Here is a 22,480-nt window from a genome sequence, read left to right as displayed (position 1 = left end):
AGTCCTCGTGCAAATTCCTGCGGCCTCCCATCAGGCCGTAACAAAGGCTCTGCCCGAGGACTTGCCAGAGTCTGAACGCGGAAGGCTTCTTCCAAAATCGTAATGTTCGTTAACTGAGCAATTTGTAATGCGCCTGCGGCCGCTTCAATCCGAACAATTTCATCGCACTACACACGCGTTGTATCCGCAGCGCCACGCCCGGGCAGAATCTTCGCGCGCAAGGCTTTGCTAACGCCTGTGGCGGAAAGGCGACTTGTCAGCCACATTCCCGGATGATGTCGAGAAGTTCACCCGCGCACCGATAGGCCGCGAAGATGTCGCCGCTCGGCAGGTATCCGAACGGAACGCCGATGCGTTTTGCTTCCGCTTCAAAGCCCGCCTTCCAGGTGTCGGTCGTCTCTGCGCCGGAAAGCGCGATACCGCGAAAACTTCTCAGCAGGCCGTCCGTCAGGAAGTCATCATCCTGCAGCGACCAGCGCATTTCTTCCTGGAACGTGTCCGGATGGATGCGCGATCCTGTCTCCCAGGCCGCCTCGATATCGCGCAGATAGGTGCGCACGAAGGTCAGGTCGCCGGGGCTTTTCTGCAGGAAGGATTCATAAAGCCAACCGGGGCTGCGCGTGCGGGCCACCTGTTTCAGCGCTTCCAGCGACAGGCGCGCGCCAGCAGGGTTCTGCAGCGCCTGCACGAAGATCGGCGCCAGCCATTGTGGCCGGAACTCTTCCAGGATATCCCGGTTGAACACGCAGTTGATATATACCGTGTACGTCACACGCGGCGACGTCGCCGCCAGCCGGTACCCCACCGGGCAGGACGAGCCGACCGCAACGAGGATCACATTCTCCAGCCCTGCCTCTTCGAGGAAGGTATCGATCAGCCTTGCCTGCGCGTCTGCGCCGTCCACGCGGTCCGACGCGCCAAAGCCCGGCCGGCGGATGGCGAAGGTGCCAAAGCCTGCATGCGCGGCATCGACGCAGAAGCCCCAGGACGGCGCGCTCGCATACTCGATCGAATGCAGGAACACGAGCGGGCGCAGACCGTCGCGGCCGAACTGCATGAATTCGAGATTTCGGGTTGCCGGGCCCACGCGCGCTGTCTGCCAGATGCGCAGCACGCGCTTGCGCTCGCCCACCGTGTCCAGCAGGTTGCCCTGCGCCGGCTCTGTCAGGCTGCGGCCCGTATCATTCCGCGCGGTGCTCATCTGACCAGACCCTTTCGCCGGGGGTTTCGCCTGCCGCTCGGAGACGTTCGGATACCGCATCGGGCAAGTAAAGCATGACCATCTCCTTTTCTATATATCCCTGAGCAGTTCCAACAGTTCCTTCCGGCTCTGCTGCAGCACGAAAATACATCCTTTGGGAAGGATAACCGTCCGTATACCAAGTTCTCCGGAGCGTGCATCGAAACCCGTCCGCCATGGCGGCGGCGAGTCCTCGCCGATCACCGCGATGCCGGGAAAATCCTTCAGCGCGCCCGCCGTCAGCAGGGGGTCTGGCTGGGCAAAGGCGATGTTGCGCCGGAAGGTTGCCGCATCCATCGCGCACAGGCATTGCCAGGCATCGGCGACATCGCGCCGGTGCGTCTTCAGAAAATCCTGGTCGCCCTCCACACCAAAGAAGGGGCCATACAGCCATCCCGGTCCGAGATTGCGCATCGAGGCGAGCGCCAGGTTTGCCCCCGCCTGCGACAGAAGCGTCTGGCGCAGGATGTTGGCAACCCAGTCCGGCTCGTTCTCCTCCAGCGGCTGGTTGTTGTATCCGGGCTTGGCGAGGACCGAGAACGCGATCCGCTTCGACGACATCGCGAGGCGAACGCCCGCCGGGCGCGCCGAGCCTTCCATGACCAGCACGGCGTTCTCGTAGCCTTCCGCATCGATGAACTCCGCCAGAAGGCCCGCCTCATCCTCGATCGTCTCCACCCGGCTCGTCGCGCCAAAGCCCGGCCGGCGGATCGCCACGATGCCGAAGCCCGCTTCGGCCGCATCCACGCACAGCCCCCAGGGCGGCGCTGACGGATACTCGACCGAGTGCAGCCAGATCAGCGGGCGCAGTCCGTCCCGGCCGAACTGCATGAACTCCACGCGCCGCCCGCTGCGAAGCGTCCGGGTGCGCCAGATACGCAGCACGCGGCGCAGGCTGCCGGCATCGCCCGTCTGGTTTGCCTGCGGAGCATCGGCCGCACCCGTGCGCGCGGGATCCTCCGGATGAGGTAATCGCGCGCCGGACTTGAGATCAGCCATCAGTTCCCCCCGGAACTCTTCCCACGACAGAAATCTTGCAGAGGAATGTCTTCACGGTCGAGAGCCCGTCGCAGTTAAATCGCGCGCGCGGGCGCCTAAAGCCCCGCTGAAACCGTCGGCCTCCGCGTCCACTGCCCAAAACTACGGCACGCGCCACCGTCCAGACCTGCGGCTCCCGCGCCAGACGCGCACGTCAATTTGACGTTTGCGTGAAGGTCAGTGTCGCGGCTGCAACGGGGCGCAGATTTTTTCCGGCAGCCCGCCAGCCGTGCCGGGAGAGACGCCGGAGTCCCGGCGAGCCCCTAAAGCGGAATGTTGTCGTGCTTCTTCCACGGATTGCTGAGCTTCTTGCCCTTCAGCGTGCGCAGCGCCTTGGAAACACGGCGGCGCGTGTTGTGGGGCATGATGATGTCGTCGATATAGCCCTTCTTCGCGGCCACATAGGGGTTGGCGAAGTTCTCTTCATATTCCTTCGTGCGCGCGGCGATCTTCTCCGGGTCGCCGATATCCTTGCGGAAGATGATCTCCACCGCGCCCTTCGCGCCCATCACGGCGATCTCCGCCGTCGGCCAGGCATAGTTCACATCGCCGCGCAGGTGTTTGGAGCTCATCACGTCATACGCGCCGCCATAAGCCTTCCGTGTAATGACGGTCACCTTCGGCACTGTCGCCTCGGCATAGGCGAACAGCAGCTTCGCGCCATGCTTGATCAGGCCGCCATATTCCTGCTTCGTCCCCGGCATGAAGCCCGGCACGTCCACGAAGGTCACCAGCGGAATATTGAAACAGTCGCAGAAGCGCACGAACCGCGCCGCCTTCCGGCTCGCGTCAATGTCCAGCACGCCCGCCAGCGTCATCGGCTGGTTCGCCACCACGCCCACCGTCGAGCCTTCGATGCGCGCAAAGCCGCAGATGATATTGCCGCCGAACTGCGGCGAGATCTCAAAGAAGTCGCCCTCGTCGACCACCTTGGTGATCAGCTCCTTCATGTCATACGGCGTGTTCGGGTTCGGCGGGATCAGCGTGTCGAGGCTCCACTCCTGCCGGTCATATACGTCTGTCACCGGGCGCACGGGGGGCGCCTCGCGGTTCGAGGCGGGCAGGAAATCGATCAGCCGTCGCATCTGGATCAGCGCCTCGATATCGTTCTCGAACGCCCCGTCCACCACTCCGGATTTCTTCGCATGCACCGAGGCCCCGCCGAGCGTCTCGTGCGTCACTTCCTCGTTCGTCACCGTCTTCACCACGTCCGGGCCGGTCACATACATGTAGGAGGTATCCTTCACCATGAAGATGAAGTCGGTCAGCGCCGGCGAGTACACGTCGCCGCCTGCGCACGGTCCCATGATCACCGAGATCTGCGGGATCACGCCGGAAGAGAGCACGTTCTCCATGAAGATGTCGGCATAGCCCGCCAGGCTGTCCACGCCCTCCTGGATGCGCGCGCCGCCGGCATCGAAAATGCCGATCACCGGCGCACCGTTCTGCACAGCCATCTTCTGCACCTTGACGATCTTCTCGGCATGCGCCCGGCTCAGCGATCCGCCGAACACGGTGAAGTCCTTGGAGAACACATAGACCAGCCGGCCATTGATCGTGCCGGTGCCGGTCACCACACCGTCGCCGGGGATCTTCTGGTTCTCCATGCCGAAATCGCTGGAGCGGTGCTCGACGAACATGTCGTATTCCTCGAAGCTGCCTTCATCCAGCAGCACGGCCACGCGCTCGCGCGCCGTCAGCTTGCCCTTGGCGTGCTGGCTGTCGATCCGCGCCTGGCCCCCGCCAAGGCGGGCGGCTTCGCGTTTCGCTTCCAGTGCTTCGATGAAATCCTGCATGCGCCGGGCTCCTGAGAAATCGGTGAGGGAAAGTCCGGGGCTGACTGAATACCCCCTCCCGCGCCCTTGGCAAGCGATGCCCCCGCGACAGAAAAACGGATCGGCCCGCAGGTGAGGGTTCCGCGGGGGAAAATACCGCCCGCCGCCCTGTTCAGGCCTGCTTCACCCGCCACCGGCTTCATGCCACCCTGACACCATATCGCCCGTCCGGGCCAGAGAGGAGCCTTGCCATGATCCGTCACGCCGCCGCCGCTGCCGCGCTTGCCATCACGTTTGCCGGTGCGGCCGGGGCAGGGCCGGTCCCGCTGTCGATGGGGGAATGGGCAGTCGACCTGTCCTTCGAATTCCTCGGCGACACGGAAGCCGATGCCTTCACCGAATGCCTGCTCGAGGAAGAATCGAACATGGAGGTTGCCGATCTCGTCATCGCGATGAGCGGCGGCGAGGAGTGTACGGCGCAGGATGTGGTCCACAAAGACGGCGCGGCCACCCTGCGCATCAGCTGCGCGGTTCAGGAAGGCATGTCGGGCGGCACCTTCGCCGTGAAACACACGCCGGAGACCCTCAGCATCACCGGCAAGGTCGACATCACCTCCCCGGAATGGGACACCACCATGCCTGCCAACATGTCCATCATCGGCTACCGCGCCGGCGCCTGCCCGGCGGAGTAAGTCCCCGAAAGTCATCCGCACCCGGATGTCCGGTCCGGGTGCGGTTCAGGGGTCAGGAACAGGCTACCAGCGCGGGCCCTTGCCCTTGCCGGGGAGCGGCGCGCGGGGCACGCCGCTCAGCGACACCACCTGGCCGCGCCGCGTCTCGCACATCACGCGCGTTTCGATATCGCGGTGCTTGCTCTCGAACTCCACCTCACGGAAGTTGAGCACGAAGCTGTAGGCGCCCGTCTGGCGCAGGCGGATATCATCATCGATATCGACATCGCGGAAGCCGATCTGGCGCGCCTCATAGCGGATCGCCTGGCGGCAGGCATGCTCCGCATCGCGGCGTAGCGCGCGCACCTCGCGGTCGCTCTGGCCCCAAGGGTTCAGCCCGTAGCGATAGTCCGGCCCGTAGCGGCGGTCATACCCGGCCGAGCCGACCGCCAGGGTCAGCGTCGTGTCATTGCCAAGCCGGGTCTCCACCTTGGCGAGGGCGCCGCGCGTATCCGCGGCGGCGGGAAGGGTGAGAAGCGCCGGCGCAGCAAGCGCAACGACAGCGGCTCCAAGAGTGCGAAGCGGTTTCTTCATGGCGGCAGAAAATCACACGCAGTCCAAACCGCCCGTGAAGCCCCCGTTCATCCCCGGTTCCACTCCCGTTCATCCGGCATTGCCGCCCCACGGCCCAACCTCTCCACCCTGTCATCCCGGCAAAAGCCGGGACCCAGCGCCACAATCCCCACCCTCACCAGAGATACCTGCGAAAGCAGGTATCCAGATGCCATCAGCGCCGCGCCTCAAATCCGGATCCACCCCTGCCAGACTGAAAAGGTGCATCCCCGACCCCCAATCCAGTGAACAAACGCTCGCATCGCCACAATTCCGCCACATTTATATACGAGTGAACAATTACTCACAAAAAGCGGCATCCTGCCGCCCCGTGAGCCACAAGCCTGAGAGAGACCCATGACCGCCCGCCTGATGACCCCCTACTGTTTCGCCACTGAGGCCGTCCGCGCCCTGATCGCCGACAGCCGGTTCACCCTGCGCCTACTTGAGGCCTTCGCCGTTCCGGCCGGAAGCCGGGCCCCGGTGATCCCGCTCGATCCCGTTGGCGGGCTCGACCTTTCGGCGCTGGAGCAGGATGTAGAAAGCTGGAATCACCCGGAGGTCCCGTAGAAATCCCGCGGCCTCTGAGCGCCCGGCAGCATTGCGCAATTGCAATCCTGCGCGCCCCTGCAGCCGCGCCTGCAGGCCCGACGAGGGGCGCGCCGCCGCCCCGGTTTCGCGTTCATCGTCTGTTAGGAAAGCCCGGTGCATTCCGCGCTCATGAGCAGGGCCGGGGCTGGCCCTCACAGAGCTGGACGCCGCAGGCGATGAAGACGCTGAAACTCGAAATGGCTATCGCAGGCACGGCCCTGTTCGCGCTAGGCGCCTTTATCGCCACGCGTCCGGACGGCGCCGAGGCAACCTCGGATCAGCCCGCCGGCGTGCGGGCATTTTCGGAATCCGATTTCAATGCCTTCAGCCGCGGATTCCTGATACGCGAGACGCCGTGCGCCATCGGCCTTGCGGCACAGAAGATCTGCTTCACGCCGGCGCCGATCGAGAAAAAGCTGGAAATCGGGATGGTGATCCCGTCCGAAGTGCCGCTGGTCGCCGCCGAGTTCCGCGTCATCGTGATGACCGACCTGAAAGACGAGCGCCTGCGCACCGTCCGCTTCGGCCAGACCCTCGTGCTGATAGATCCGGAAACCCGCACGGTTGTCGACCTCCTGCGCCTCTCGGCCCCGCGCTACAGCGAGGCCCGCGCGCCCGCCGCACAGGGCTTGGCGCCGTGACCGGTCCGGCGTAAGCGGGGCGGATGACCGAGCCAGACGCCCGCCCGAAACGCTTCTACACATCCGCTGCTGCCCAACGCCTTGGCGAAGCCTGGACCGTCGCCCTCGACGGGCGCACCCTGAAAACCCCTGGCCGCGCCGCCCTCGCGCTGCCAACCCGCTCCCTTGCCGAAGCCATTGCGGAAGAATGGGACGCGCAAGGCGAGCGCATCGACCTGCTCGGCCTGCATCTCACCCGCCTCGCCAATGTCACCCTCGACCGCGTGCCGGAAACCCGCGAGGCGCTGGCCGACGAAGTGGCGCGCTATTGCGAGACCGATCTCATCTGCCACATTGCTGAGGAACCCGAAGACCTGATCGCGCTGGAAGAGGGCCACTGGGCCCCGATCCGCGACTGGGCGGCCGACACGCTTGGCGTGATCCTCGTGCCCACGGAAGGCATCCGCGCCGAGCCTCAGCCCGATGCCTCGCTGGAAGCAGCGCGCGACTATGCCCTCTCGCTCGATGACTTCCGCCTTGCTGCGCTCGCGCTCGGCTGCGGCCTTTACGGCTCGGCGCTGCTCGCGATGGCGGTGGTGGAAGGTGTTCTGTCTGCGGAGGATGCCTTCGAATCTTCCCGCCTCGACGAAGCCTGGCAAATCGCCCGCTGGGGCGAAGACGAGGAATCCGCCGCCGCCACCGAAGCCAAACGCGAGGAAGCTGCCGCCCTCGGCGTCTGGATCAGGGCACTGGCGGGCTGAGAATGGCGACCCCGGCAGGACTCGAACCTGCGACCATTCGCTTAGAAGGCGAACGCTCTATCCAGCTGAGCTACGGAGTCGTTGGGGCCAAGTAGCGCGGGGGCCTTCAGTGAGTCCACGGTTGTTTGCGCGAGGCGGAGAAGTTTTCCGAATAGGACTTCACCAGCCGCTTTCTCTCGCGGGCTTCCTCGACCGTGAATTTCAGGCCTTCGCGCTCGGCATAGGCGATGGCCTGCTCGCGGGTTTCGAAGGTCAGGCGGACCTGGCCGGACATGTCATCGATGCCGGTCCAGCCCATCAGCGGGTCGGTGCGGCGCCGGGCGGCGGGGTTCACGAATTCAAGCACCCAGTCCTTGGTGTTGCCTCGGCCGGACTGCATGGCGCTCCGGGCTGGCTTGTAGATCCGCGCTTCCATTCCTGCCGTCTCCGACCCCTTAGAATCTCTGGTCGGAGCGATAGGATTCGAACCTACGACCCTCTGGTCCCAAACCAGATGCGCTACCAGACTGCGCTACGCTCCGGAGTCCCGATGTAAAGGGATGCGGGCCGGGCGCAAGCTGTTTTCCGCTGTGCACAAAAAGTTGCGGCGCCGCCCACCCAGAGCAGCGCCGCCGACGTTGTGCATCCTTGCCGCCAGTTCACCTGCCGGATGACCGGCCTGTCCCCCTGGAACTGATCCCTCGCGGTTCAGGATGCCGCGTGCGTCCCTGTGTGCAATTAAACTTTGCAAAAGATTACCGTCTTGACATAATCGGCCATGGCGGCAGTCAAATCCGGCCAAATGTGTTGAAATCGGGGCGAGGCGAAATAATTCACCCTCATTCTTCTTAGCCCTGACAATAAAAGTCCCGGGAAGTGTGGCCGTGCCAACAGTCTCTACCGCGTACTTGTCAAACTACATTGAGACTTCCGTGGCCCTCGGCGCCCCGGCAGAGGCCCTGTATGAGCTGGTGCCCGGCGGGCGGGCGGCGCTCAACCATCCGGACAAGCGGTTTCCGGTGCCGCTGATGGCGGAGGTGCTGAACACGGCGGCGGCGCTCACCGGGATCGATTCCATTGGCCTGCGGGTCGGCATGCAGTTCCGGCCGGCGACCTTTCTGGATGTGGGCTATGCCCTCGCTGCGGCGGGCACGATCAAGGAAGCGCTCGAGATCAACATGCGCTACCAGCCCCTGACCCAGGAGGCGGCCCGCACGCGGCTGGAGATCGTCGGCCGGGAGGCGCGGATCATCCTGGAGCCGGCGGTTGCGGATGCCGAGCACATGCGCCGGGTGACCGATGCGATCCTGGCCGGCTATGCCTCGATCGGCAGGTGGCTGCTGTGGGACCAGGAAAAGCCGGTGGCCGCGGTCGCGCTGCGCCATCGCCCGCCTTCGTCCGAGGCGCAGGACTTTGCCCGGCAGCTCTACGGCGATGTGGTCTCCTACAATGCCCCCCGGGACATGATGGTGATCGATGCGGCGCTGGTGACCCGGCCCTTGCCGAATGCCAATCCAGCGCTTGTGCAGCTGCTGACCGGGCGCCTGAATGCCCGGCTCGCGGCTTTCCGGGCGGGCAGCTCGCTGCGCATGTTGGTGATTAGCGGCCTGCACCAGCAGATGCGCAAGGGCAAACCCAGCCTCGAGGATACGGCCAGGCTGATCGGCATGAGCGGGCGCACGCTGCGCCGGCGCCTGCTGGCGGAAGACCTGTCCTATTCCGACCTTCTGGCCGCGACCCGCAAGGAAGCCGCAGAGGTCTACATCCATGAGGAAACGCTGAGCTTTGCCGAGATCGCGGGCCTGCTCGGCTACAGCGACCAGACCGCCTTTGTGCGCGCCTTCCGTGGCTGGTTCGGCGAGCCGCCCGGCGCCTTCCGCGACCGGGTGCGCCGCGAGCGGCGGGGCTAAGCCTTCGGCTTGCGGACGACCTTGCGCATCAGGCCTTCCTGCGCGACTGAGGCAACGAGCCGGCCGGAGGCATCATAGACCGAGCCGCGATTGAAGCTGCGCGCGCCGCCGGCATAGGGGCTGTCCATCGTGTAGAGGTGCCACTCGTCGAACTTCAGTGGAGCGTGGAACCACATCGCATGGTCGAGGCTGGCCGACATCAGCTCGCCGGTCATCCAGGAGATGCCGTGCGGGCGGTTGCCGGTGCCGAGCAGGGCCATGTCGGAGGCATAGGCCAGCAGGCAATGGTGCAGCCATGGCGCCTCGTCGATCGCGCGCGCCACGCGGAACCAGAGGTGCTGCACATCGCTGGCCTTTTCCGGCTTCAGCGGATCGAGCGGATCGATCTCGCGCATCTCAACCGGACGCGGACGCAGGAAATGGCCGCGATGGCGCTCGGGCAGTTTCTCGGCAAACTGGCGGCGCCATTCCAGCCGGTCGCCCAGACCCTCCGGCGACGGAACATCCGGCATCGCGTGCTGGTGGTGCCAGCCTTCCTCGACCACATGGAAGGAGGCGGCGAGGTTGAAGATCTGCTTGCCATGCTGGATGGCGACAACGCGGCGGGTGGTGAAGCTGCCGCCATCGCGGGAATGGTCAACCTGGTAGATGATCGGCACGGACGGATCACCGGGGCGGATGAAATAGCAGTGCAGCGAATGGCAGAGCCGGTCGGGCGGCACGGTGCGATAGGCCGCGACCAGCGACTGCGCGATGACCTGCCCGCCGAAGACACGCTGGCTTTCTTCCTCGTCCGGGCTCTGGCCGCGGAAGAGGTCGTGCTCGAGGCGTTCGATGTCGAGGAGGGTGAGCAGGTCACCTACGGGGTCTGTCGTCATCGCGCGCTCCTGTCTCGTGCGTCTCGTTGTGCGGCGCAGCAATAGGCCGTCACGCGGGGGAAGGCAATCGCCGATCACGCCGGTTTTCTTTGACAAGACTTCCGAAACGGAATTGTCTGGAATCCTTGAACATTCCAGACTTGAGCACCGACGCTCCGGACCAGAGAGGCGCCGATGAATCCCTTTGCCATTCTTTCCCGTGAAATCAGCTTTTTCCTGTCGGTCCGGCGGCTGTCGAAATGGACCGGCGATATCTCGCCGGACTCGGCCAATCTCGTGGCCGACGATTTCGAGAAATCGGTGGACAAGCACAAGAAGAATGTCGCCTTCCGCTTCGAAGGCCAGACGGTGACCTATGGCGAGTTCGATGCGCTCGCGAGCCGGTTTGCCAACTGGGCGCTCGGGCGCGGGCTGAAGGCCGGGGACTGTATCGCGCTCTATATGGAGAACCGGCCGGAATATGTCGCTGCCTGGGCAGGCTTTGCGAAAGTAGGAATCGTCACGGCACTGATCAATCACAACCTTGAAGGCGAAGCGCTGGCGCACTGCGTGAACATCGCCGACGCGAAGCTGATCGTCACGGGCGCGGAGCAGGACGAGGCCGTGCGCGCGGCAGCCGGATTGTTCGCAGGCGCGCCGCCGGTGTTCACGCTTGGCGGCAGGCAGGGCGAGGACCTTGGCGCGGCGCTGGCAGCCGTCTCTGACAAGCGGCCGGACCGGTCGCACCGCGCGGGCCTCTTGGGCAAGGACATGTGCCTCTACGTTTACACCTCCGGCACGACCGGCCTGCCGAAGGCCGCGCGGCTGACACAGGCACGCACGCAGGGCATGATGCGCAGCTTCATCGCGCCCTGCCGCACGGGACCGGACGACAGGGTCTATGTCACCCTGCCGCTCTATCATGGCACCGGCGGGCTGTGCGGGGTCGGCATCGCGCTGATGACCGGCGCGCGCGTCGTGCTGCGGCGGAAATTCTCGGCGAGCGCTTTCTGGGACGAGGCGGTGGAGGAGGGCGCGACGACCATCGTGTATATCGGCGAGCTCTGCCGCTACCTCCTCAACACGCCGCACCATCCGAAGGAACGGGCGCACCGTATACGGACGGGTTTCGGAAACGGCCTCCGCCCGGAAGTGTGGCAGGCTTTCCTCGACCGGTTCAACATTCCGCACCTGTGCGAATTCTACGGCTCGACCGAGGGCAATGTCAGTTTCCTGAACTTTGACGGCAAGGTCGGCGCGGTCGGCCGGATCCCGGGATGGCTGGAAAAGCAGTTTGCGAACGTCGCCTTCGTGAAGTTCGACGTGGAGAACGAACAGCCGGTGCGCGGGCCGGACGGGTTCTGCATCCGCGCGGATGTGGACGAACCCGGCGAGGCGCTGGGCCTGATCGGCGAGGACGTGCGCCAGCGTTTCGAAGGGTATAACGACGCGAAGGCGACCGAGAAGAAACTCCTGCGCGACGTGTTCGAGAAGGGCGACCTGTGGTTCCGCACCGGCGACCTGATGAAGAAGGACAAGGACGGCTACATCTTCTTCGTGGACCGGATCGGCGACACGTTCCGCTGGAAGGGGGAGAATGTCTCGACCAATGAAGTGGGCGAAGCCCTCTCGCGCGTGGACGGCATCAAGACGGCGAACGTCTACGGCGTGCATATTCCGGGCACGGACGGCAAGGCCGGCATGGCGGCGATCACGGTGGAGGGCGAGGTAGACTTTGCCGGGCTCTACAAGGCGCTCAGCGACAAGCTGCCCTCCTATGCCATCCCGATCTTCATCCGTGTACAGCCGGAAGCCGAGACCACCGGCACGTTCAAGTATCGGAAAGTGGAACTGGTGGCGGACGGCTTCGACCCCGACAAGGTGGAAGAGCCGATCTGGATGCTCGACCCGGAAGAACAGCGCTATGTGCCGATGAATGCGGGCCGGTTCGACCGGCTGATGACGGGCGGGTACCGGTTTTAGGCCCTCACCTCCCATTGCTGCGCAATGGGCCCCTCCTCTCCCGCTGGGCGGGAGAGGGGTTCGCGTTGCACTCTGTGCCGGGTCCAACCCCTCTCCCTCCGGGAGAGGAGGGGCCCGCCGCCGGAGGCGGTGGGAGGTGAGGGCTACCCCGCCCGGTTCATCCGGCGTTCGAGTCGTGTCGAGAACCAGGAGATGATCCGTCTCCAGATTTCATCCTTGAGGATCGCGCCTTCGACGTCGTGGTCGATGGAGGGGTTGTCGTTGATCTCGATGATGACGACGCCCTGTTCGGTTTCCTTGAGGTCGACGCCGTAGAGGCCGTCGCCGATCAGGCTGGCGGCGCGGACGGCGGCGTTGACGACTTCGGGCGGCGCGTCCTCGACGGGCATGGTGGTGAAGCCGCCTTCGGAGGTCTTGCCGTCATCCTTGTATTTGACGATCTGCCAGTGGCCGCGCGCCATGCGGTATTGGCAGGCATAGAGCGGCTCGCCGTTGAGCACGCCGATGCGCCAGTCGAATTTCGTCGGGCGGAATTCCTGGGCGATGATGAGGGCGGTGTCCTCGAACATTTTCGCGGCGCCTTCCTTCAGCTCCTCGAGCGTAGAGGCGCGCACCATGTTGAGGCCGAAGCTGCCATCCGGGGTTTTCAGGATGACAGGGCTGCCGAGCCGCTGGAAAACGGCGGCGAGATCGGTCTTCTCGTCGAGAATCTCCGTACGCGGAATAGGCAGGCCGGCCTTCTCGAGGATTTCCTTGAGATAGACCTTGTTGGTGCAGCGGATCATCGACTGGGTGTCGTCGATCACTGGCATGCCTTCCTGCTCGGCCCGGCGGGCGAAGCGGTAGGTGAAATTGTCGATCGAGGTGGTGGCACGGATGAACAGGGCGTCGAATTCCGCCAGCGAGGGCAGGTCGGTCGGGTCGATCAGCTCGACCTCGACGCCCATCTTCTCGGCCACATCCGCAAAGCGTTTCAGCGAGGCGGGCTTGGAGGGCGCGTTCTTCTCGGTGGGATCGACGAGCACGGCGAGGGCCCATTTGGCGGGGGCGCGGGCCTTCTCGTTCTTCACCTTGCCCTTGGTGTAGGCGTCCATGGCGTCGAGGAAGAACTGGCGGCGCTGGTCCTTCAGGCGGTGGGGCGGCATGGCGCGGATGCGGCCGATGCCGTGGGGGGCCTCGTCGTCGAACTCCACCTCCAGGGCGGGGGTGCGGAACCAGTCCATCGCCTCGCGGGCAAAGGCCTCGTAGCCGGGCACGTCGCAGCGCGAGAAGGCAACGAACAGGGTCTCCACCTTGGGCGCGCCTTTGGCGAGGGTCTCCTGCAGGGTTTCGCCAAGGTCGGGCAGGGCGTGGTTGTAGAGCGTCTTCTTGGAGAGCTCGACCATGGTCTGCACCGACGGGCTGACCCGGTGGCCGCGCGCTTCGGCCAGAAGGGAGGCGTAATAGCCTTCCTTCTGGTAGGCATAGGAGCGCGCCAGGTTCAGGATATAGGGCCGGCGTCCCGAGAACAGCGCCGGCTTCGAGATATAGTCCGAAATGCGCAGCACCTTGTGCGGTGTTTCTGCCTGAGAAATGTCGCTCGCCGATTCAACGAGCACGACCCAATCGGTCATGAGGCTCCATCTGAGGGCGCGATGAGAAACTTCTCCATCCTGTGCGCCGTCTCTCCGTCCGGATAGTAGGACTCGAGGGCGGCAATTACGCGATAACCGGCCGAGTCGTAAAGCCGGTGGGCTGCACTATTTGAGGCCCGCACCTCCAGCCGCATCCGCGCTGCGCCGCGCTTTCCGGCGTAATCTTCACAGGCCGTAAGAATTTTTGATCCGAGCCCCCGGCCCCGGGCGGCGGGGGCAACCGAGATGGAATAGAGCCGGGCGATGTCCGAGCCCTGACGGAAGAGGAGGACGGCGGAGGCATCCAGTGTGCCAGCGGTTTCATGGACGAGGGTCAGCGACTGGCCGGCCAGCAGGCGGCGCCAGGTGCGCCGGTCGAACCGGTCCACAGCGGGGAAGGTTTCCTCCAGCGCGACGAGGGCGGGAAGATCAGCCTCCGTGGCGGGGCGGATCAAAGGCGCACCATGTCGTCGCGGTGGATGACGGCGGGGCGGCCCTTGTAGCCGAGGAGGGCTTCGGCCTCTTCCGTGCGGCGGCCGGCGATGCGGCGGATGTCCTCGGCGCCATAGGCGGTGACGCCCTTGGCGAGGAGGCGGCCGGAGGTGTCGCGCACGGCGACGGCGGCGCCGCGCTCGAACTGGCCGGTGACGCCGCGGACGCCGACGGCGAGCAGGCTCGCGCCTTTCTCCAGCGCGCGGGCGGCGCCGTCATCTATGGTGATCTCGCCCTCGGGCTTGAGGTGGCCTTCGAGCCAGGCGGCGCGGGCGCTGGCGGGGGTGGTCTTCGCGGCGATCAGGGTGGCGCGCTCGCCGGCTTCGAGGGCGCCGAGGGGGCGATCCCGTGTGCCGAGGGTGATGACGGTGGAGCAGCCGGCGGCATGGGCGATGCGGGCGGCGGCGAGCTTGGTGGCCATACCGCCCGAGCCGACACCGGCCCCGGCATTGGCGCCGGAGGCCATCGCGTCATGGGCAGGGGTGAGCGCTTCGAGGAAGGGAATATGCTCCGCCTGCGGATGGCTGCGCGGGTCGGCGGTGTAGAGGCCGTCAATGTCGGACAGGAGGATGAGCATGTCCGCCCCCATCATCTGGGCGACGCGGGCGGCGAGGCGGTCATTGTCGCCATAGCGGATCTCTTCGGTGGCGACCGTGTCATTCTCGTTGATGACGGGCACGACGCCAGCCTCGAGCAGGGTTTCCAGCGTGGCGCGGGCGTTCAGCCAGCGGCGGCGGTTTTCCGTGTCGCCGGGGGTGAGCAGGGCCTGGCCGACCGGCAGGCCATGCGGGGCGAAGGCGTCGGCGAGGGCGGCCATCAGGCGCGGCTGGCCGATGGCGGCGGCGGCCTGCTTCTGCTCCAGCCTTGCCTGATATGGCGCGCCGAGGGCGGCCTTGCCGAGGGCGACCGCGCCGGAGGAAACGAGGATCACCTCCTTGCCGCGCTGGCGCAGGGCGGCGATATCGGCAGCGAGCGCGGCCAGCCAGGCACGGCGCGGGGCGCCCGCCTCGGCAATCAGGGCCGAACCGGTTTTCACAACAATGCGCCGGGCGCGGGAGAGAGTGTCAGCCGTCATCGCGCCGGGAGATACACGGGCGCGGAGCAGATGGCGAGGGGCCCGCTTTACTGTGCGGTGACGCCGGCGATGATGCCGAAGCCGATGACGACGATGGCGAGGGAGACGGCGAGCATTTTCCAGAGGCCGACGCGGCTGGCGCCGGTGATGCGTTCGGTCTGCAGGATTTCTTCGGTTTTTTCCGGCGTCATGGTGTGCTCCTTTGGGGGACTGCCGAACGCGCAGTGTAGCACGAATTGGCGGCGAGGCTAACCTTAGGGAAAGTTCATCTCGCGCCGGGAGGAAAAGATGAAGCTTTACAACACACCGATGCCGGCGCCGAACCCGCGGCGGGTGCGGATATTCCTGGCGGAGAAGGGGGCGGTGATCCCGCTTGTGGACGTGGCGCTGGTGAAGGGCGAGCACAAGGCGCCGGAGCATCTGGCGCGCAATTCGCTCGGCCAGACGCCGGTGCTGGAGCTGGACGACGGGACGTGTATCAGCGAGACGGTGTCGATCTGCCGGTATCTCGAGAGCGTCTATCCGCAGCCGAACCTGTTTGGCGAGACGGCGCTGGAACAGGCGCTGGTGGATATGTGGGTGCGCCGGGTGGAGTTTCACCTGATGAGCCCGGCGGGCAATTACTGGCGCCATGCGCATCCGTTCACGGCGAAAGTTGTGGTTCCTCAGTACAAGGACTTTGGCGAGGCGAACCGGGGCGCGTATGAAAAAGCGCTCGGCTGGCTCGACCGGGAAATGGCGGGGCGGGATTTCGTGGCGGGCGCGCGGTTCACCGTGGCGGATATCTGCGCGCTGAGCTCGGTGGATTTCGCGGACTGGATCGGCCTAAAGGTGCCGGAGGGGCTGGGCAATGTGGCGGCGTGGCATAAGCGGGTGAGCACAAGGGCGAGCGCGGGGGCTTGATCCTCTACCGGGAGTCGGCCCTCATCCCCAACCCCTTCTCCCTAGGGAGAAGGGGCTTTCCGGGTTTCCGCCAGCACGTTTGCCCGGAGCGGCGGGGCCGTCCGGGGGAGGGATCTGGGAATTTGATCCGTGTCAGGAGGTGTTGGGACGGGCCAGCGCGGCGAACGTCAGCTGGCGCAGCAGGGCTCGGCCGATATCGGCGAGCGGGTCTGACTTGAAGCCGGGGATGTTGATCGGGGCGATCAGCGGGCCGGTGGGCGGGCGCGCACGCAAGCGGCGCTGCAGGCGGCGGGCGGCGCGGATGGGGTCGATGAAGGCGGCCTTGAGGGCGTCGATGCGGCGCAGGAGTTTGGCTTCGAGGTCGATGGGGTCGAGCGGCCGGCGCGGTTCGCGCGGCGGCGGCGGGGCCGGGCGCGGGGTGATGCCAGGGATCGAGATGCGCGGGCCGGGGCCGGTTGGACGCTTATGATCCGTGAACAGATCAGGCTGGGGTTCGGTGAGGCGGAAGAGGGGCGTGCGGAAAGCGCTGCGTTTGGGGCTCTCCTCTCCACCCGTTTGGGGCACCTGCCCCGTTTTGCGGGGGAGGAGGGCACGGCGCTCCGGTTTTTCGGGGATCGCGGCGGCGAGGATGTGGATCATGCGGCGCAGCGCCGCTTCGGCGGGGAGGAGATAGCCGGCGAGGATGCCTTTCAGCATCGGCAGGGTACGGACGATACCGGGCGAGAGACAGAGCGCGATCTGGGCCAGCAGCCAGTCGATCAGATGATCGGCCTCGCGCAGCAGGGCGCTGCGTTCTTCGGGGAAATCCGCGGGGAGGTCTGGCGCGTTCATGCGCGGAGTATGGCATGGGTTTTGGGGGTGTAGCGCAAGTTTGCGTGATTATTTTTCAGAGGGTTGAATTTGTGTGAAATTTCTTCTGGAAAGCGTTGCGTAAGTCATCCGTAGGCGGATGAAATGTTCAGGCCGTGGATGCCCGCCTGCGCAGGGGTATGCGGAGAGGTGGGGGGATTGGGGCACTGGGTCCCGGGTCATTCGGCTGCTGTGCAGCCTTTGCCCGGGATGACAGTTTTTAAATGTCCAGCTCTTCGACGAAGGCGGCGTTTTCCTGGATGAAGCGGAAGCGGAGTTCGGCTTTCTTGCCCATCAGCGTGTTGATGAGTTCGGCGGGCTTCATTTCGGTGAGTTCGTCCATCGAGTCCGGCAAGGTGACGCGCGCGAGGGTGCGGCTGGCCGGGTTCATGGTGGTTTCCTTCAGCTGGGCCGGGTTCATTTCGCCGAGACCCTTGAAGCGGGTCAGCTCGATCTTCTGGTTGCCCTTGAAGTGCTCCTTCACGATGCGGGCGCGGTCCTCATCATCCATCGCGTAATGGATGTTGCCCTTGTTCGCGAGCTTGAAGAGCGGCGGCTGGGCCAGATACAGGCGGCCGGCTTCGATCAGGCCGGGGGTGAGGCGGTAGAAGAAGGTGATCAGCAGCGCGGCGATGTGGGCGCCGTCGACATCGGCGTCGGTCATGATGATGATGCGCTCATAGCGCAGGTCGTCGATGTTGAACTTGCGGCCAAGCTCCGTGCCCAGAGCAAGCGAAAGGTCCGCCAGTTCCTGGTTGCCCATCAGCTTGTCGTCGGACGCGCTTTCGACGTTGAGGATCTTGCCGCGCAGGGGAAGGATCGCCTGCGTCTCGCGGTTGCGGGCCTGTTTGGCGCTGCCGCCGGCCGAGTCGCCTTCGACGAGGAAGAGTTCGGTGCCTTCCGGGCCCTTGGCGGAACAGTCCGCCAGCTTGCCGGGCAGGCGGAGTTTCTTGGTGGCGGACTTGCGGCTGACTTCCTTTGCCTTGCGGCGGCGGGCGCGCTCATCCGCGCGGTCGATGGCCCAGGTGAGGAGTTTGTTGGCTTCCTTCGGGCTGGCGGCGAGCCAGTGGTCGAAATGGTCCCGCACGGCGGCTTCGACGAGGCGGAAGGCGTGGGTGGAGGAGAGCTTGTCTTTCGTCTGGCCTACAAATTCCGGGCCGCGGATGAAGACCGAGAGCAGGAAGCCGGAATGGCCCATGACATCCTCGGCGGTGATCTCGGCGGCTTTCTTGTTGCCGGAGAGTTCGCCGAAATTTCTGAGGCCCTTGGTGATGGCGGAGCGGAAGCCGGCCTCGTGCGTGCCGCCTTCGGGGGTCGGGATGGTGTTGCAATAGGAGCGGGCGAAGCCGTCCTGTTCGCCGAAGCCGGCCTGGGTCCAGGCGATGGCCCATTCGACCTTGCCCTCCTTGCCCATGTCCATGAGGCCGGTGAAGGGGGCATCGGTGATGGTGGCCTTGTCCTCGAAGACTTCGGCGAGCTGGTCGGCGAGGCCGTTGGGATAGGAGAGGACCGCCTCGGCGGGGATTTTCGAATCCTCGGGCAGCAGTTTCGGATCGCACGACCAGCGGATCTCGACGCCGCGGAAGAGATAGGCCTTGGAGCGCGCCATCTGGAACAGGCGGGCCGGGCGCCAGCGCAGCTTGTCGCCGAAGATCTGGGGGTCGGGCTTGAAGCGGACCGAGGTGCCGCGCCGGTTGGGGGCGGGGCCGACTTTGGTGAGGCGGGTGGTGGGCACGCCGCGCGAGAAGGTCTGGCGGTAGAGCGTGCGGTCGCGGGCGATCTCGACTTCGACCGTTTCGGAGAGGGCGTTGACGACCGAGATGCCGACGCCGTGCAGGCCGCCGGCGGTGGAATAGGCCTTGTCGGAGAACTTGCCCCCCGAGTGCAGCGTGGTCATGATGACTTCGAGCGCTGATTTCTTTGGGAATTTCGGGTGGGGGTCGACCGGGATGCCGCGGCCATTGTCGGCGACGGTGAGGAAGCCCTCGGTGTCGAGGTGGATTTCGATGCGGCTGGCATGGCCGGCGACGGCTTCGTCCATCGAGTTGTCGAGGACTTCGGCGAACAGGTGGTGCCAGGCGCGCTCGTCGGTGCCGCCGATATACATGCCGGGGCGCTTGCGGACGGGTTCGAGGCCTTCCAGGACCTCGATATCCTTGGCGGAGTAGCCCTTGCCACCGTCATCGATGAGCTTCAGTTGCCGGGCTGTCGACATGGGCCACTTCTCCGTTCCGATACTGGTCCGCAGATAGAGGCCGAATCCGTTAAAGGCCTTTTAACCCTCTGGCATTCTGCGGGGCCGGATGGTTCAAGCGGGGTTTGAGGCGGGGGGCAAGGGCCTGTCGGCTGTGGAATGCCGGGTTTCCCCCTGAACCCCTCTCCCCGCAAGCGGGGCGAAGGGGCTTCACGGCATCGCGAGCCGCTCACCTGCAGTTCTATTCACACCTTTCTATAGCAGAGGGCGGGTTGAAGGGGGCTCATGAGGTTTCCACATTCCGGACATCGCCTCATTCATGCTCTAATCAGCATGACAGGGTATAAAGGGCAGCCGCCGAGTCGGGGCCCGTGAAGAGGAGGCATGAACATGCCAAGAACCAAGACCGTGCCGGTGTTGCCGCTGAGGGACATCGTTGTGTTTCCGGACATGGTGGCGCCGCTGTTTGTCGGCCGCGACAAGTCCGTGCGCGCTCTCGAGATGATCGAGGAGAGCGAGAACGAGATCATGCTGGTGGCCCAGACCGATGCGGCCATCGACAATCCGGTGGCCGATGACCTGCACGAGATCGGCACGCTGGCGACCATCCTGCAGCTCTTGAAACTGCCCGACGGCACCGTGAAGGTGCTGGTGGAGGGCAAGTCGCGCGCGCGGCTGGTGGAGTTGCATGACCGCGGCGAGTATTTCGAGGCCGAGGTGGAGACCCTTCCCGAGGCCGGCACCGGCGGCGCGGATGTGCAGGCGCTGATGCGCGCCGTGCAGGAACAGTTCGAGAGCTATGTGAAGCTGAACCGCAAGATTCCGCCGGAGACGGTGACGTCGATCGGGCAGATGTCCGATGCCGGGCGGCTGGCGGACCAGGTGGCGTCGAACCTGTCGGTGAAGCTCTCCGACAAGCAGGAACTGCTCGAGATGCCGGACGCCAAGGACCGGCTGGAGAAGGTCTTCGCGCTGATGGAAGGCGAGATGGGCATGCTCCAGATGGAGCGGAAGATCAAAAACCGCGTGAAGCGGCAGATGGAGAAGACCCAGCGCGAGTATTACCTGAACGAGCAGATGAAGGCGATCCAGCGCGAGCTGGGCGAACAGGGCGGGGAAGGCGGCGAGCGCGATGAGCTGGCCGAACTCGACCAGAAGATCGCCGACACGCCGCTCTCGCAGGAAGCGCGCACCAAGGCCGAAGCCGAGATGAAGAAGCTGCGCCAGATGTCGCCGATGTCGGCGGAGTCTACGGTCGTGCGCAACTATCTCGACTGGCTGCTCTCGCTGCCCTGGGGCAAGCGGAAGGAAATCGTCACCGACCTGCGCAAGGCCGAGAAGCAACTGAACGACGACCATTACGGCCTCGACAAGGTGAAGGAGCGCATCCTTGAATACCTTGCCGTGCAGAAACGCACCGGGCGCCTGAAAGGTCCGATCCTCTGCCTCGTCGGCCCGCCGGGCGTCGGCAAGACCTCGCTGGGCAAGTCCATCGCGGAAGCGACGGGCCGTGACTTCGTGCGCGTCTCGCTGGGCGGCGTGCGCGACGAGAGCGAGATCCGCGGCCACCGCCGGACCTATATCGGATCGATGCCGGGCCGCATCATCCAGAGCCTGAAGAAGACCAAGAGCGGCAACCCGCTGTTCCTGCTCGACGAGATCGACAAGATGGGCATGGACCATCGCGGCGATCCGGCTTCGGCGCTGCTGGAAGTGCTCGACCCGGAGCAGAACTCGACGTTCAACGATCACTATCTGGAAGTCGATTACGACCTTTCGGACGTGATGTTCGTGACGACGGCGAACTCGCTGAACATGCCGCAGCCTCTGCTGGACCGGATGGAGATCATCCGGATTGCGGGGTACACGGAGGATGAGAAGCTGGAGATCACCAAGCGCCACCTGATCCCTCAGGTGCGCGAGGATCACGGCCTGAAGGAAGGGGAGTGGATCGTTACCGATGGCGCGATCAGCGACCTCATCCGCTATTACACCCGTGAAGCCGGCGTGCGCAGCCTGAAGCGCGAGATTGCGCGCCTCGCCCGCAAGGCGGTGCGTGAACTGGCGCTGACGGAAGGCGCGAGCCTGACGATCACGCCGGAAAACCTCGCGACCTTCGCAGGCGTTCGCAAGCATCGCTACGGCCTCGCCGACGAGACCGATCAGGTGGGCGCCGTGACCGGCCTTGCCTGGACGGAAGTGGGCGGCGACCTGCTCACCATCGAAGCGGTGAAGATGCCGGGCCGGGGCGCGATGAAAGTGACCGGCAACCTGCGCGATGTGATGAAAGAATCGATCCAGGCGGCGAGCTCGCTCGTGCGCGCCCGCTCGGTCGCCTTCGGCATCAAGCCGACGGCCTTCAACACGACCGACATCCACGTTCACGTTCCGGATGGCGCGACGCCGAAGGACGGTCCGTCTGCCGGTATCGCGATGACGACGGCCATCGTGTCGCTGCTGACTGGTATTCCGGTGAACCGCGAAGTGGCGATGACGGGCGAGGTGAGCCTGCGCGGACGGGTGCTGCCGATTGGCGGCCTCAAGGAGAAACTGCTCGCGGCCCTGCGCGGCGGCATCAAGACGGTGCTGATCCCGAAGGAGAACGAGAAGGACCTCGACGAGATTCCGGAGAATGTGAAGACCGGCCTGAAGATCATTCCGGTTTCGGATGTTCAGGAAGTGCTGAAGCTGGCGCTGATGCGCCCGCTGGTGCCGATCGAATGGTCGGAAGAGGACGAAGCCAAGCTGCAGGCTTCGCTGAGCGGCGGCAAGACCGGCGACGGCGAGTCCGACACGATCCGCGCGCACTGAGCGGGTTTTGGCTGAGAGTATGGGAAACCCCTTCTCCGGATGGAGGGGATAAGGGAAACCGGGAAGTCAGCGACAGTTTTGACCTTCTTGCTTGAAGAGAGCGCCCTCTTGTCACTGAGATGCTGTGCGGTTCTACCCGACCAAAGAGTATGGGAAGGCATTTCGAATGTAGGTGTTCACAAAGGAGCCTACTGAAGACGAGCCCATCAACTGCTCGTACAGGTGAGCTGGCACACCATAGTATTGATAAACCGCCCCGCCTTTAAACTCGATTTCTAGGGTCTCTGAGTTTGGATCGAACCCAATTGACGTTACGTTCGATGATGCGACATGTTTTCTCTCCATATCAGAGCCTCCTTGTTTGGATATTACCGCACGGGGGGATTGTGACCTCCAAGAAGCAACCACGGTAGCGTCCCATCACGTGGTGTAATTCGTGCGCGCCGTTTCGGCTGCGGTGATGGTTTCAGTTTCCCACGCCGGGCAGACTGAGAACAGGGTTATCG

Annotated in this window: 21 protein-coding genes and 2 tRNA genes; 8 read left to right on the top strand and 15 right to left on the bottom strand. The window is 64.9% G+C overall.

Annotated elements, in window-relative coordinates:
• Window positions 1–256: 256 nt before the first annotated feature.
• From ACK4TE_RS07695 to ACK4TE_RS07685, 3 genes are all read right to left on the bottom strand, one after another.
• Window positions 257–1,201, bottom strand: a complete 945-nt coding sequence (locus ACK4TE_RS07695) for an alpha/beta fold hydrolase (RefSeq protein ID WP_409910913.1) — start codon at window positions 1,199–1,201, stop codon at window positions 257–259.
• Window positions 1,202–1,291: 90 nt separating this feature from the next.
• Window positions 1,292–2,239 carry an alpha/beta fold hydrolase gene (locus ACK4TE_RS07690; protein ID WP_409910912.1) on the bottom strand — a complete coding sequence of 316 codons (948 nt, stop codon included), beginning with the start codon at window positions 2,237–2,239 and terminating at the stop codon, window positions 1,292–1,294.
• 302 nt (window positions 2,240–2,541) lie between these two features.
• Window positions 2,542–4,074: an acyl-CoA carboxylase subunit beta gene (locus ACK4TE_RS07685; protein WP_409910911.1), complete on the bottom strand. Its 1,533-nt coding sequence runs from the start codon at window positions 4,072–4,074 to the stop codon at window positions 2,542–2,544.
• 230 nt (window positions 4,075–4,304) lie between these two features.
• Between ACK4TE_RS07685 and ACK4TE_RS07680 the strand changes: the two genes are divergently transcribed.
• Window positions 4,305–4,745 (top strand): DUF3617 domain-containing protein, encoded by a 441-nt coding sequence (locus tag ACK4TE_RS07680; protein ID WP_409910910.1) that lies wholly within the window; start codon window positions 4,305–4,307, stop codon window positions 4,743–4,745.
• A gap of 63 nt (window positions 4,746–4,808) precedes the next feature.
• On the opposite strand, the gene ACK4TE_RS07675 is transcribed toward ACK4TE_RS07680, so the two are convergent.
• Window positions 4,809–5,318, bottom strand: coding sequence for a hypothetical protein (locus tag ACK4TE_RS07675; protein ID WP_409910909.1), 510 nt, complete (start codon window positions 5,316–5,318; stop codon window positions 4,809–4,811).
• Window positions 5,319–5,693: 375 nt separating this feature from the next.
• Between ACK4TE_RS07675 and ACK4TE_RS07670 the strand changes: the two genes are divergently transcribed.
• The 3 genes from ACK4TE_RS07670 (at window position 5,694) to ACK4TE_RS07660 (ending at window position 7,308) form a co-directional block, all read left to right on the top strand.
• Window positions 5,694–5,906 carry a hypothetical protein gene (locus tag ACK4TE_RS07670; RefSeq protein ID WP_409910908.1) on the top strand — a complete coding sequence of 71 codons (213 nt, stop codon included), beginning with the start codon at window positions 5,694–5,696 and terminating at the stop codon, window positions 5,904–5,906.
• A 197-nt stretch (window positions 5,907–6,103) separates the two neighbouring features.
• A complete protein-coding gene (locus ACK4TE_RS07665; RefSeq protein WP_409910907.1) occupies window positions 6,104–6,568 on the top strand; it encodes a hypothetical protein in 465 nt (154 codons plus the stop codon).
• Between the two features lie 23 nt (window positions 6,569–6,591).
• Window positions 6,592–7,308 (top strand): ATP12 family chaperone protein, encoded by a 717-nt coding sequence (locus ACK4TE_RS07660; protein ID WP_409910906.1) that lies wholly within the window; start codon window positions 6,592–6,594, stop codon window positions 7,306–7,308.
• A gap of 3 nt (window positions 7,309–7,311) precedes the next feature.
• Here ACK4TE_RS07660 and ACK4TE_RS07655 read toward each other — a convergent pair.
• The 3 genes from ACK4TE_RS07655 to ACK4TE_RS07645 form a co-directional block, all read right to left on the bottom strand.
• A tRNA-Arg gene (locus ACK4TE_RS07655) sits at window positions 7,312–7,388 on the bottom strand.
• Between the two features lie 26 nt (window positions 7,389–7,414).
• The gene (locus tag ACK4TE_RS07650; RefSeq protein ID WP_409910905.1) at window positions 7,415–7,723 is read right to left on the bottom strand and encodes an ETC complex I subunit; all 309 of its coding nucleotides are present in this window, start codon (window positions 7,721–7,723) and stop codon (window positions 7,415–7,417) included.
• A 29-nt stretch (window positions 7,724–7,752) separates the two neighbouring features.
• A tRNA-Pro gene (locus tag ACK4TE_RS07645) sits at window positions 7,753–7,829 on the bottom strand.
• Between the two features lie 390 nt (window positions 7,830–8,219).
• Here ACK4TE_RS07645 and ACK4TE_RS07640 point away from each other — a divergent pair.
• The gene (locus ACK4TE_RS07640) at window positions 8,220–9,197 is read left to right on the top strand and encodes an AraC family transcriptional regulator ligand-binding domain-containing protein (RefSeq protein WP_409910904.1); all 978 of its coding nucleotides are present in this window, start codon (window positions 8,220–8,222) and stop codon (window positions 9,195–9,197) included.
• Here ACK4TE_RS07640 and ACK4TE_RS07635 read toward each other — a convergent pair.
• Entirely contained in the window at window positions 9,194–10,075 is an 882-nt protein-coding gene (locus ACK4TE_RS07635; RefSeq protein ID WP_409910903.1) for an acyl-CoA thioesterase, read from the bottom strand. The genes ACK4TE_RS07640 and ACK4TE_RS07635 overlap by 4 nt on opposite strands.
• A 174-nt stretch (window positions 10,076–10,249) precedes the next feature.
• On the opposite strand from ACK4TE_RS07635, the gene ACK4TE_RS07630 reads away from it, so the two are divergent.
• The gene (locus ACK4TE_RS07630) at window positions 10,250–12,037 is read left to right on the top strand and encodes a long-chain-acyl-CoA synthetase (protein ID WP_409910902.1); all 1,788 of its coding nucleotides are present in this window, start codon (window positions 10,250–10,252) and stop codon (window positions 12,035–12,037) included.
• Window positions 12,038–12,180: 143 nt separating this feature from the next.
• On the opposite strand, the gene ACK4TE_RS07625 is transcribed toward ACK4TE_RS07630, so the two are convergent.
• Genes ACK4TE_RS07625 through ACK4TE_RS07610 form a run of 4 tightly spaced genes read right to left on the bottom strand, consistent with a single transcriptional unit; the run spans window position 12,181 to window position 15,408 of the window.
• Window positions 12,181–13,650, bottom strand: coding sequence for a RimK family protein (locus ACK4TE_RS07625; RefSeq protein WP_409910901.1), 1,470 nt, complete (start codon window positions 13,648–13,650; stop codon window positions 12,181–12,183).
• On the bottom strand, window positions 13,647–14,105 hold the full coding sequence (locus ACK4TE_RS07620; RefSeq protein WP_409910900.1) for a GNAT family N-acetyltransferase: 459 nt from the start codon (window positions 14,103–14,105) through the stop codon (window positions 13,647–13,649). The genes ACK4TE_RS07625 and ACK4TE_RS07620 overlap by 4 nt, the downstream gene beginning before the upstream one ends.
• On the bottom strand, window positions 14,102–15,217 hold the full coding sequence (proB, locus tag ACK4TE_RS07615) for a glutamate 5-kinase (RefSeq protein ID WP_409910899.1): 1,116 nt from the start codon (window positions 15,215–15,217) through the stop codon (window positions 14,102–14,104). Before proB ends, ACK4TE_RS07620 begins: the two co-directional genes overlap by 4 nt.
• Window positions 15,218–15,264: 47 nt before the next feature.
• Window positions 15,265–15,408, bottom strand: coding sequence for a hypothetical protein (locus ACK4TE_RS07610; protein ID WP_409910898.1), 144 nt, complete (start codon window positions 15,406–15,408; stop codon window positions 15,265–15,267).
• A gap of 97 nt (window positions 15,409–15,505) precedes the next feature.
• Here ACK4TE_RS07610 and ACK4TE_RS07605 point away from each other — a divergent pair, with 97 nt between their 5' ends.
• Entirely contained in the window at window positions 15,506–16,120 is a 615-nt protein-coding gene (locus ACK4TE_RS07605) for a glutathione S-transferase family protein (RefSeq protein ID WP_409910897.1), read from the top strand.
• A gap of 132 nt (window positions 16,121–16,252) precedes the next feature.
• Here ACK4TE_RS07605 and ACK4TE_RS07600 read toward each other — a convergent pair whose 3' ends face one another.
• Both ACK4TE_RS07600 and parE read right to left on the bottom strand, forming a co-directional pair.
• Window positions 16,253–16,951 carry a hypothetical protein gene (locus tag ACK4TE_RS07600; RefSeq protein ID WP_409910896.1) on the bottom strand — a complete coding sequence of 233 codons (699 nt, stop codon included), beginning with the start codon at window positions 16,949–16,951 and terminating at the stop codon, window positions 16,253–16,255.
• A gap of 238 nt (window positions 16,952–17,189) precedes the next feature.
• A complete protein-coding gene (gene parE, locus ACK4TE_RS07595) occupies window positions 17,190–19,184 on the bottom strand; it encodes a DNA topoisomerase IV subunit B (RefSeq protein ID WP_409910895.1) in 1,995 nt (664 codons plus the stop codon).
• 369 nt (window positions 19,185–19,553) lie between these two features.
• On the opposite strand from parE, the gene lon reads away from it, so the two are divergent.
• Window positions 19,554–21,974, top strand: coding sequence for an endopeptidase La (gene lon, locus ACK4TE_RS07590; protein ID WP_409910894.1), 2,421 nt, complete (start codon window positions 19,554–19,556; stop codon window positions 21,972–21,974).
• 132 nt (window positions 21,975–22,106) lie between these two features.
• Here the strand turns inward: lon and ACK4TE_RS07585 are convergent, their stop codons facing one another.
• The gene (locus ACK4TE_RS07585; protein ID WP_409910893.1) at window positions 22,107–22,319 is read right to left on the bottom strand and encodes a KTSC domain-containing protein; all 213 of its coding nucleotides are present in this window, start codon (window positions 22,317–22,319) and stop codon (window positions 22,107–22,109) included.
• Window positions 22,320–22,480 lie beyond the last annotated feature (161 nt).

It is taken from the genome of Hyphomonas sp. (assembly GCF_046313975.1).
Lineage (GTDB): Bacteria > Pseudomonadota > Alphaproteobacteria > Caulobacterales > Hyphomonadaceae > Hyphomonas.
The sequence above is the reverse complement of the archived record's forward strand: the minus strand, read 5'-3'. Positions and strand labels throughout refer to the sequence as shown.

Excerpts from the sequence above, each read along its gene's own strand:
- ACK4TE_RS07695 (WP_409910913.1), bottom strand. The coding sequence starts at position 1,201 with ATGAGCACCGCGCGGAATGATACGGGCCGCAGCCTGACAGAGCCGGCG.
- ACK4TE_RS07690 (WP_409910912.1), bottom strand. The coding sequence starts at position 2,239 with ATGGCTGATCTCAAGTCCGGCGCGCGATTACCTCATCCGGAGGATCCC.
- ACK4TE_RS07685 (WP_409910911.1), bottom strand. The coding sequence starts at position 4,074 with ATGCAGGATTTCATCGAAGCACTGGAAGCGAAACGCGAAGCCGCCCGC.
- ACK4TE_RS07680 (WP_409910910.1), top strand. The coding sequence starts at position 4,305 with ATGATCCGTCACGCCGCCGCCGCTGCCGCGCTTGCCATCACGTTTGCC.
- ACK4TE_RS07675 (WP_409910909.1), bottom strand. The coding sequence starts at position 5,318 with ATGAAGAAACCGCTTCGCACTCTTGGAGCCGCTGTCGTTGCGCTTGCT.
- ACK4TE_RS07670 (WP_409910908.1), top strand. The coding sequence starts at position 5,694 with ATGACCGCCCGCCTGATGACCCCCTACTGTTTCGCCACTGAGGCCGTC.
- ACK4TE_RS07665 (WP_409910907.1), top strand. The coding sequence starts at position 6,104 with ATGAAGACGCTGAAACTCGAAATGGCTATCGCAGGCACGGCCCTGTTC.
- ACK4TE_RS07660 (WP_409910906.1), top strand. The coding sequence starts at position 6,592 with ATGACCGAGCCAGACGCCCGCCCGAAACGCTTCTACACATCCGCTGCT.
- ACK4TE_RS07650 (WP_409910905.1), bottom strand. The coding sequence starts at position 7,723 with ATGGAAGCGCGGATCTACAAGCCAGCCCGGAGCGCCATGCAGTCCGGC.
- ACK4TE_RS07635 (WP_409910903.1), bottom strand. The coding sequence starts at position 10,075 with ATGACGACAGACCCCGTAGGTGACCTGCTCACCCTCCTCGACATCGAA.
- ACK4TE_RS07630 (WP_409910902.1), top strand. The coding sequence starts at position 10,250 with ATGAATCCCTTTGCCATTCTTTCCCGTGAAATCAGCTTTTTCCTGTCG.
- ACK4TE_RS07625 (WP_409910901.1), bottom strand. The coding sequence starts at position 13,650 with ATGACCGATTGGGTCGTGCTCGTTGAATCGGCGAGCGACATTTCTCAG.
- proB (WP_409910899.1), bottom strand. The coding sequence starts at position 15,217 with ATGACGGCTGACACTCTCTCCCGCGCCCGGCGCATTGTTGTGAAAACC.
- ACK4TE_RS07610 (WP_409910898.1), bottom strand. The coding sequence starts at position 15,408 with ATGACGCCGGAAAAAACCGAAGAAATCCTGCAGACCGAACGCATCACC.
- ACK4TE_RS07605 (WP_409910897.1), top strand. The coding sequence starts at position 15,506 with ATGAAGCTTTACAACACACCGATGCCGGCGCCGAACCCGCGGCGGGTG.
- ACK4TE_RS07600 (WP_409910896.1), bottom strand. The coding sequence starts at position 16,951 with ATGAACGCGCCAGACCTCCCCGCGGATTTCCCCGAAGAACGCAGCGCC.
- parE (WP_409910895.1), bottom strand. The coding sequence starts at position 19,184 with ATGTCGACAGCCCGGCAACTGAAGCTCATCGATGACGGTGGCAAGGGC.
- lon (WP_409910894.1), top strand. The coding sequence starts at position 19,554 with ATGCCAAGAACCAAGACCGTGCCGGTGTTGCCGCTGAGGGACATCGTT.
- ACK4TE_RS07585 (WP_409910893.1), bottom strand. The coding sequence starts at position 22,319 with ATGGAGAGAAAACATGTCGCATCATCGAACGTAACGTCAATTGGGTTC.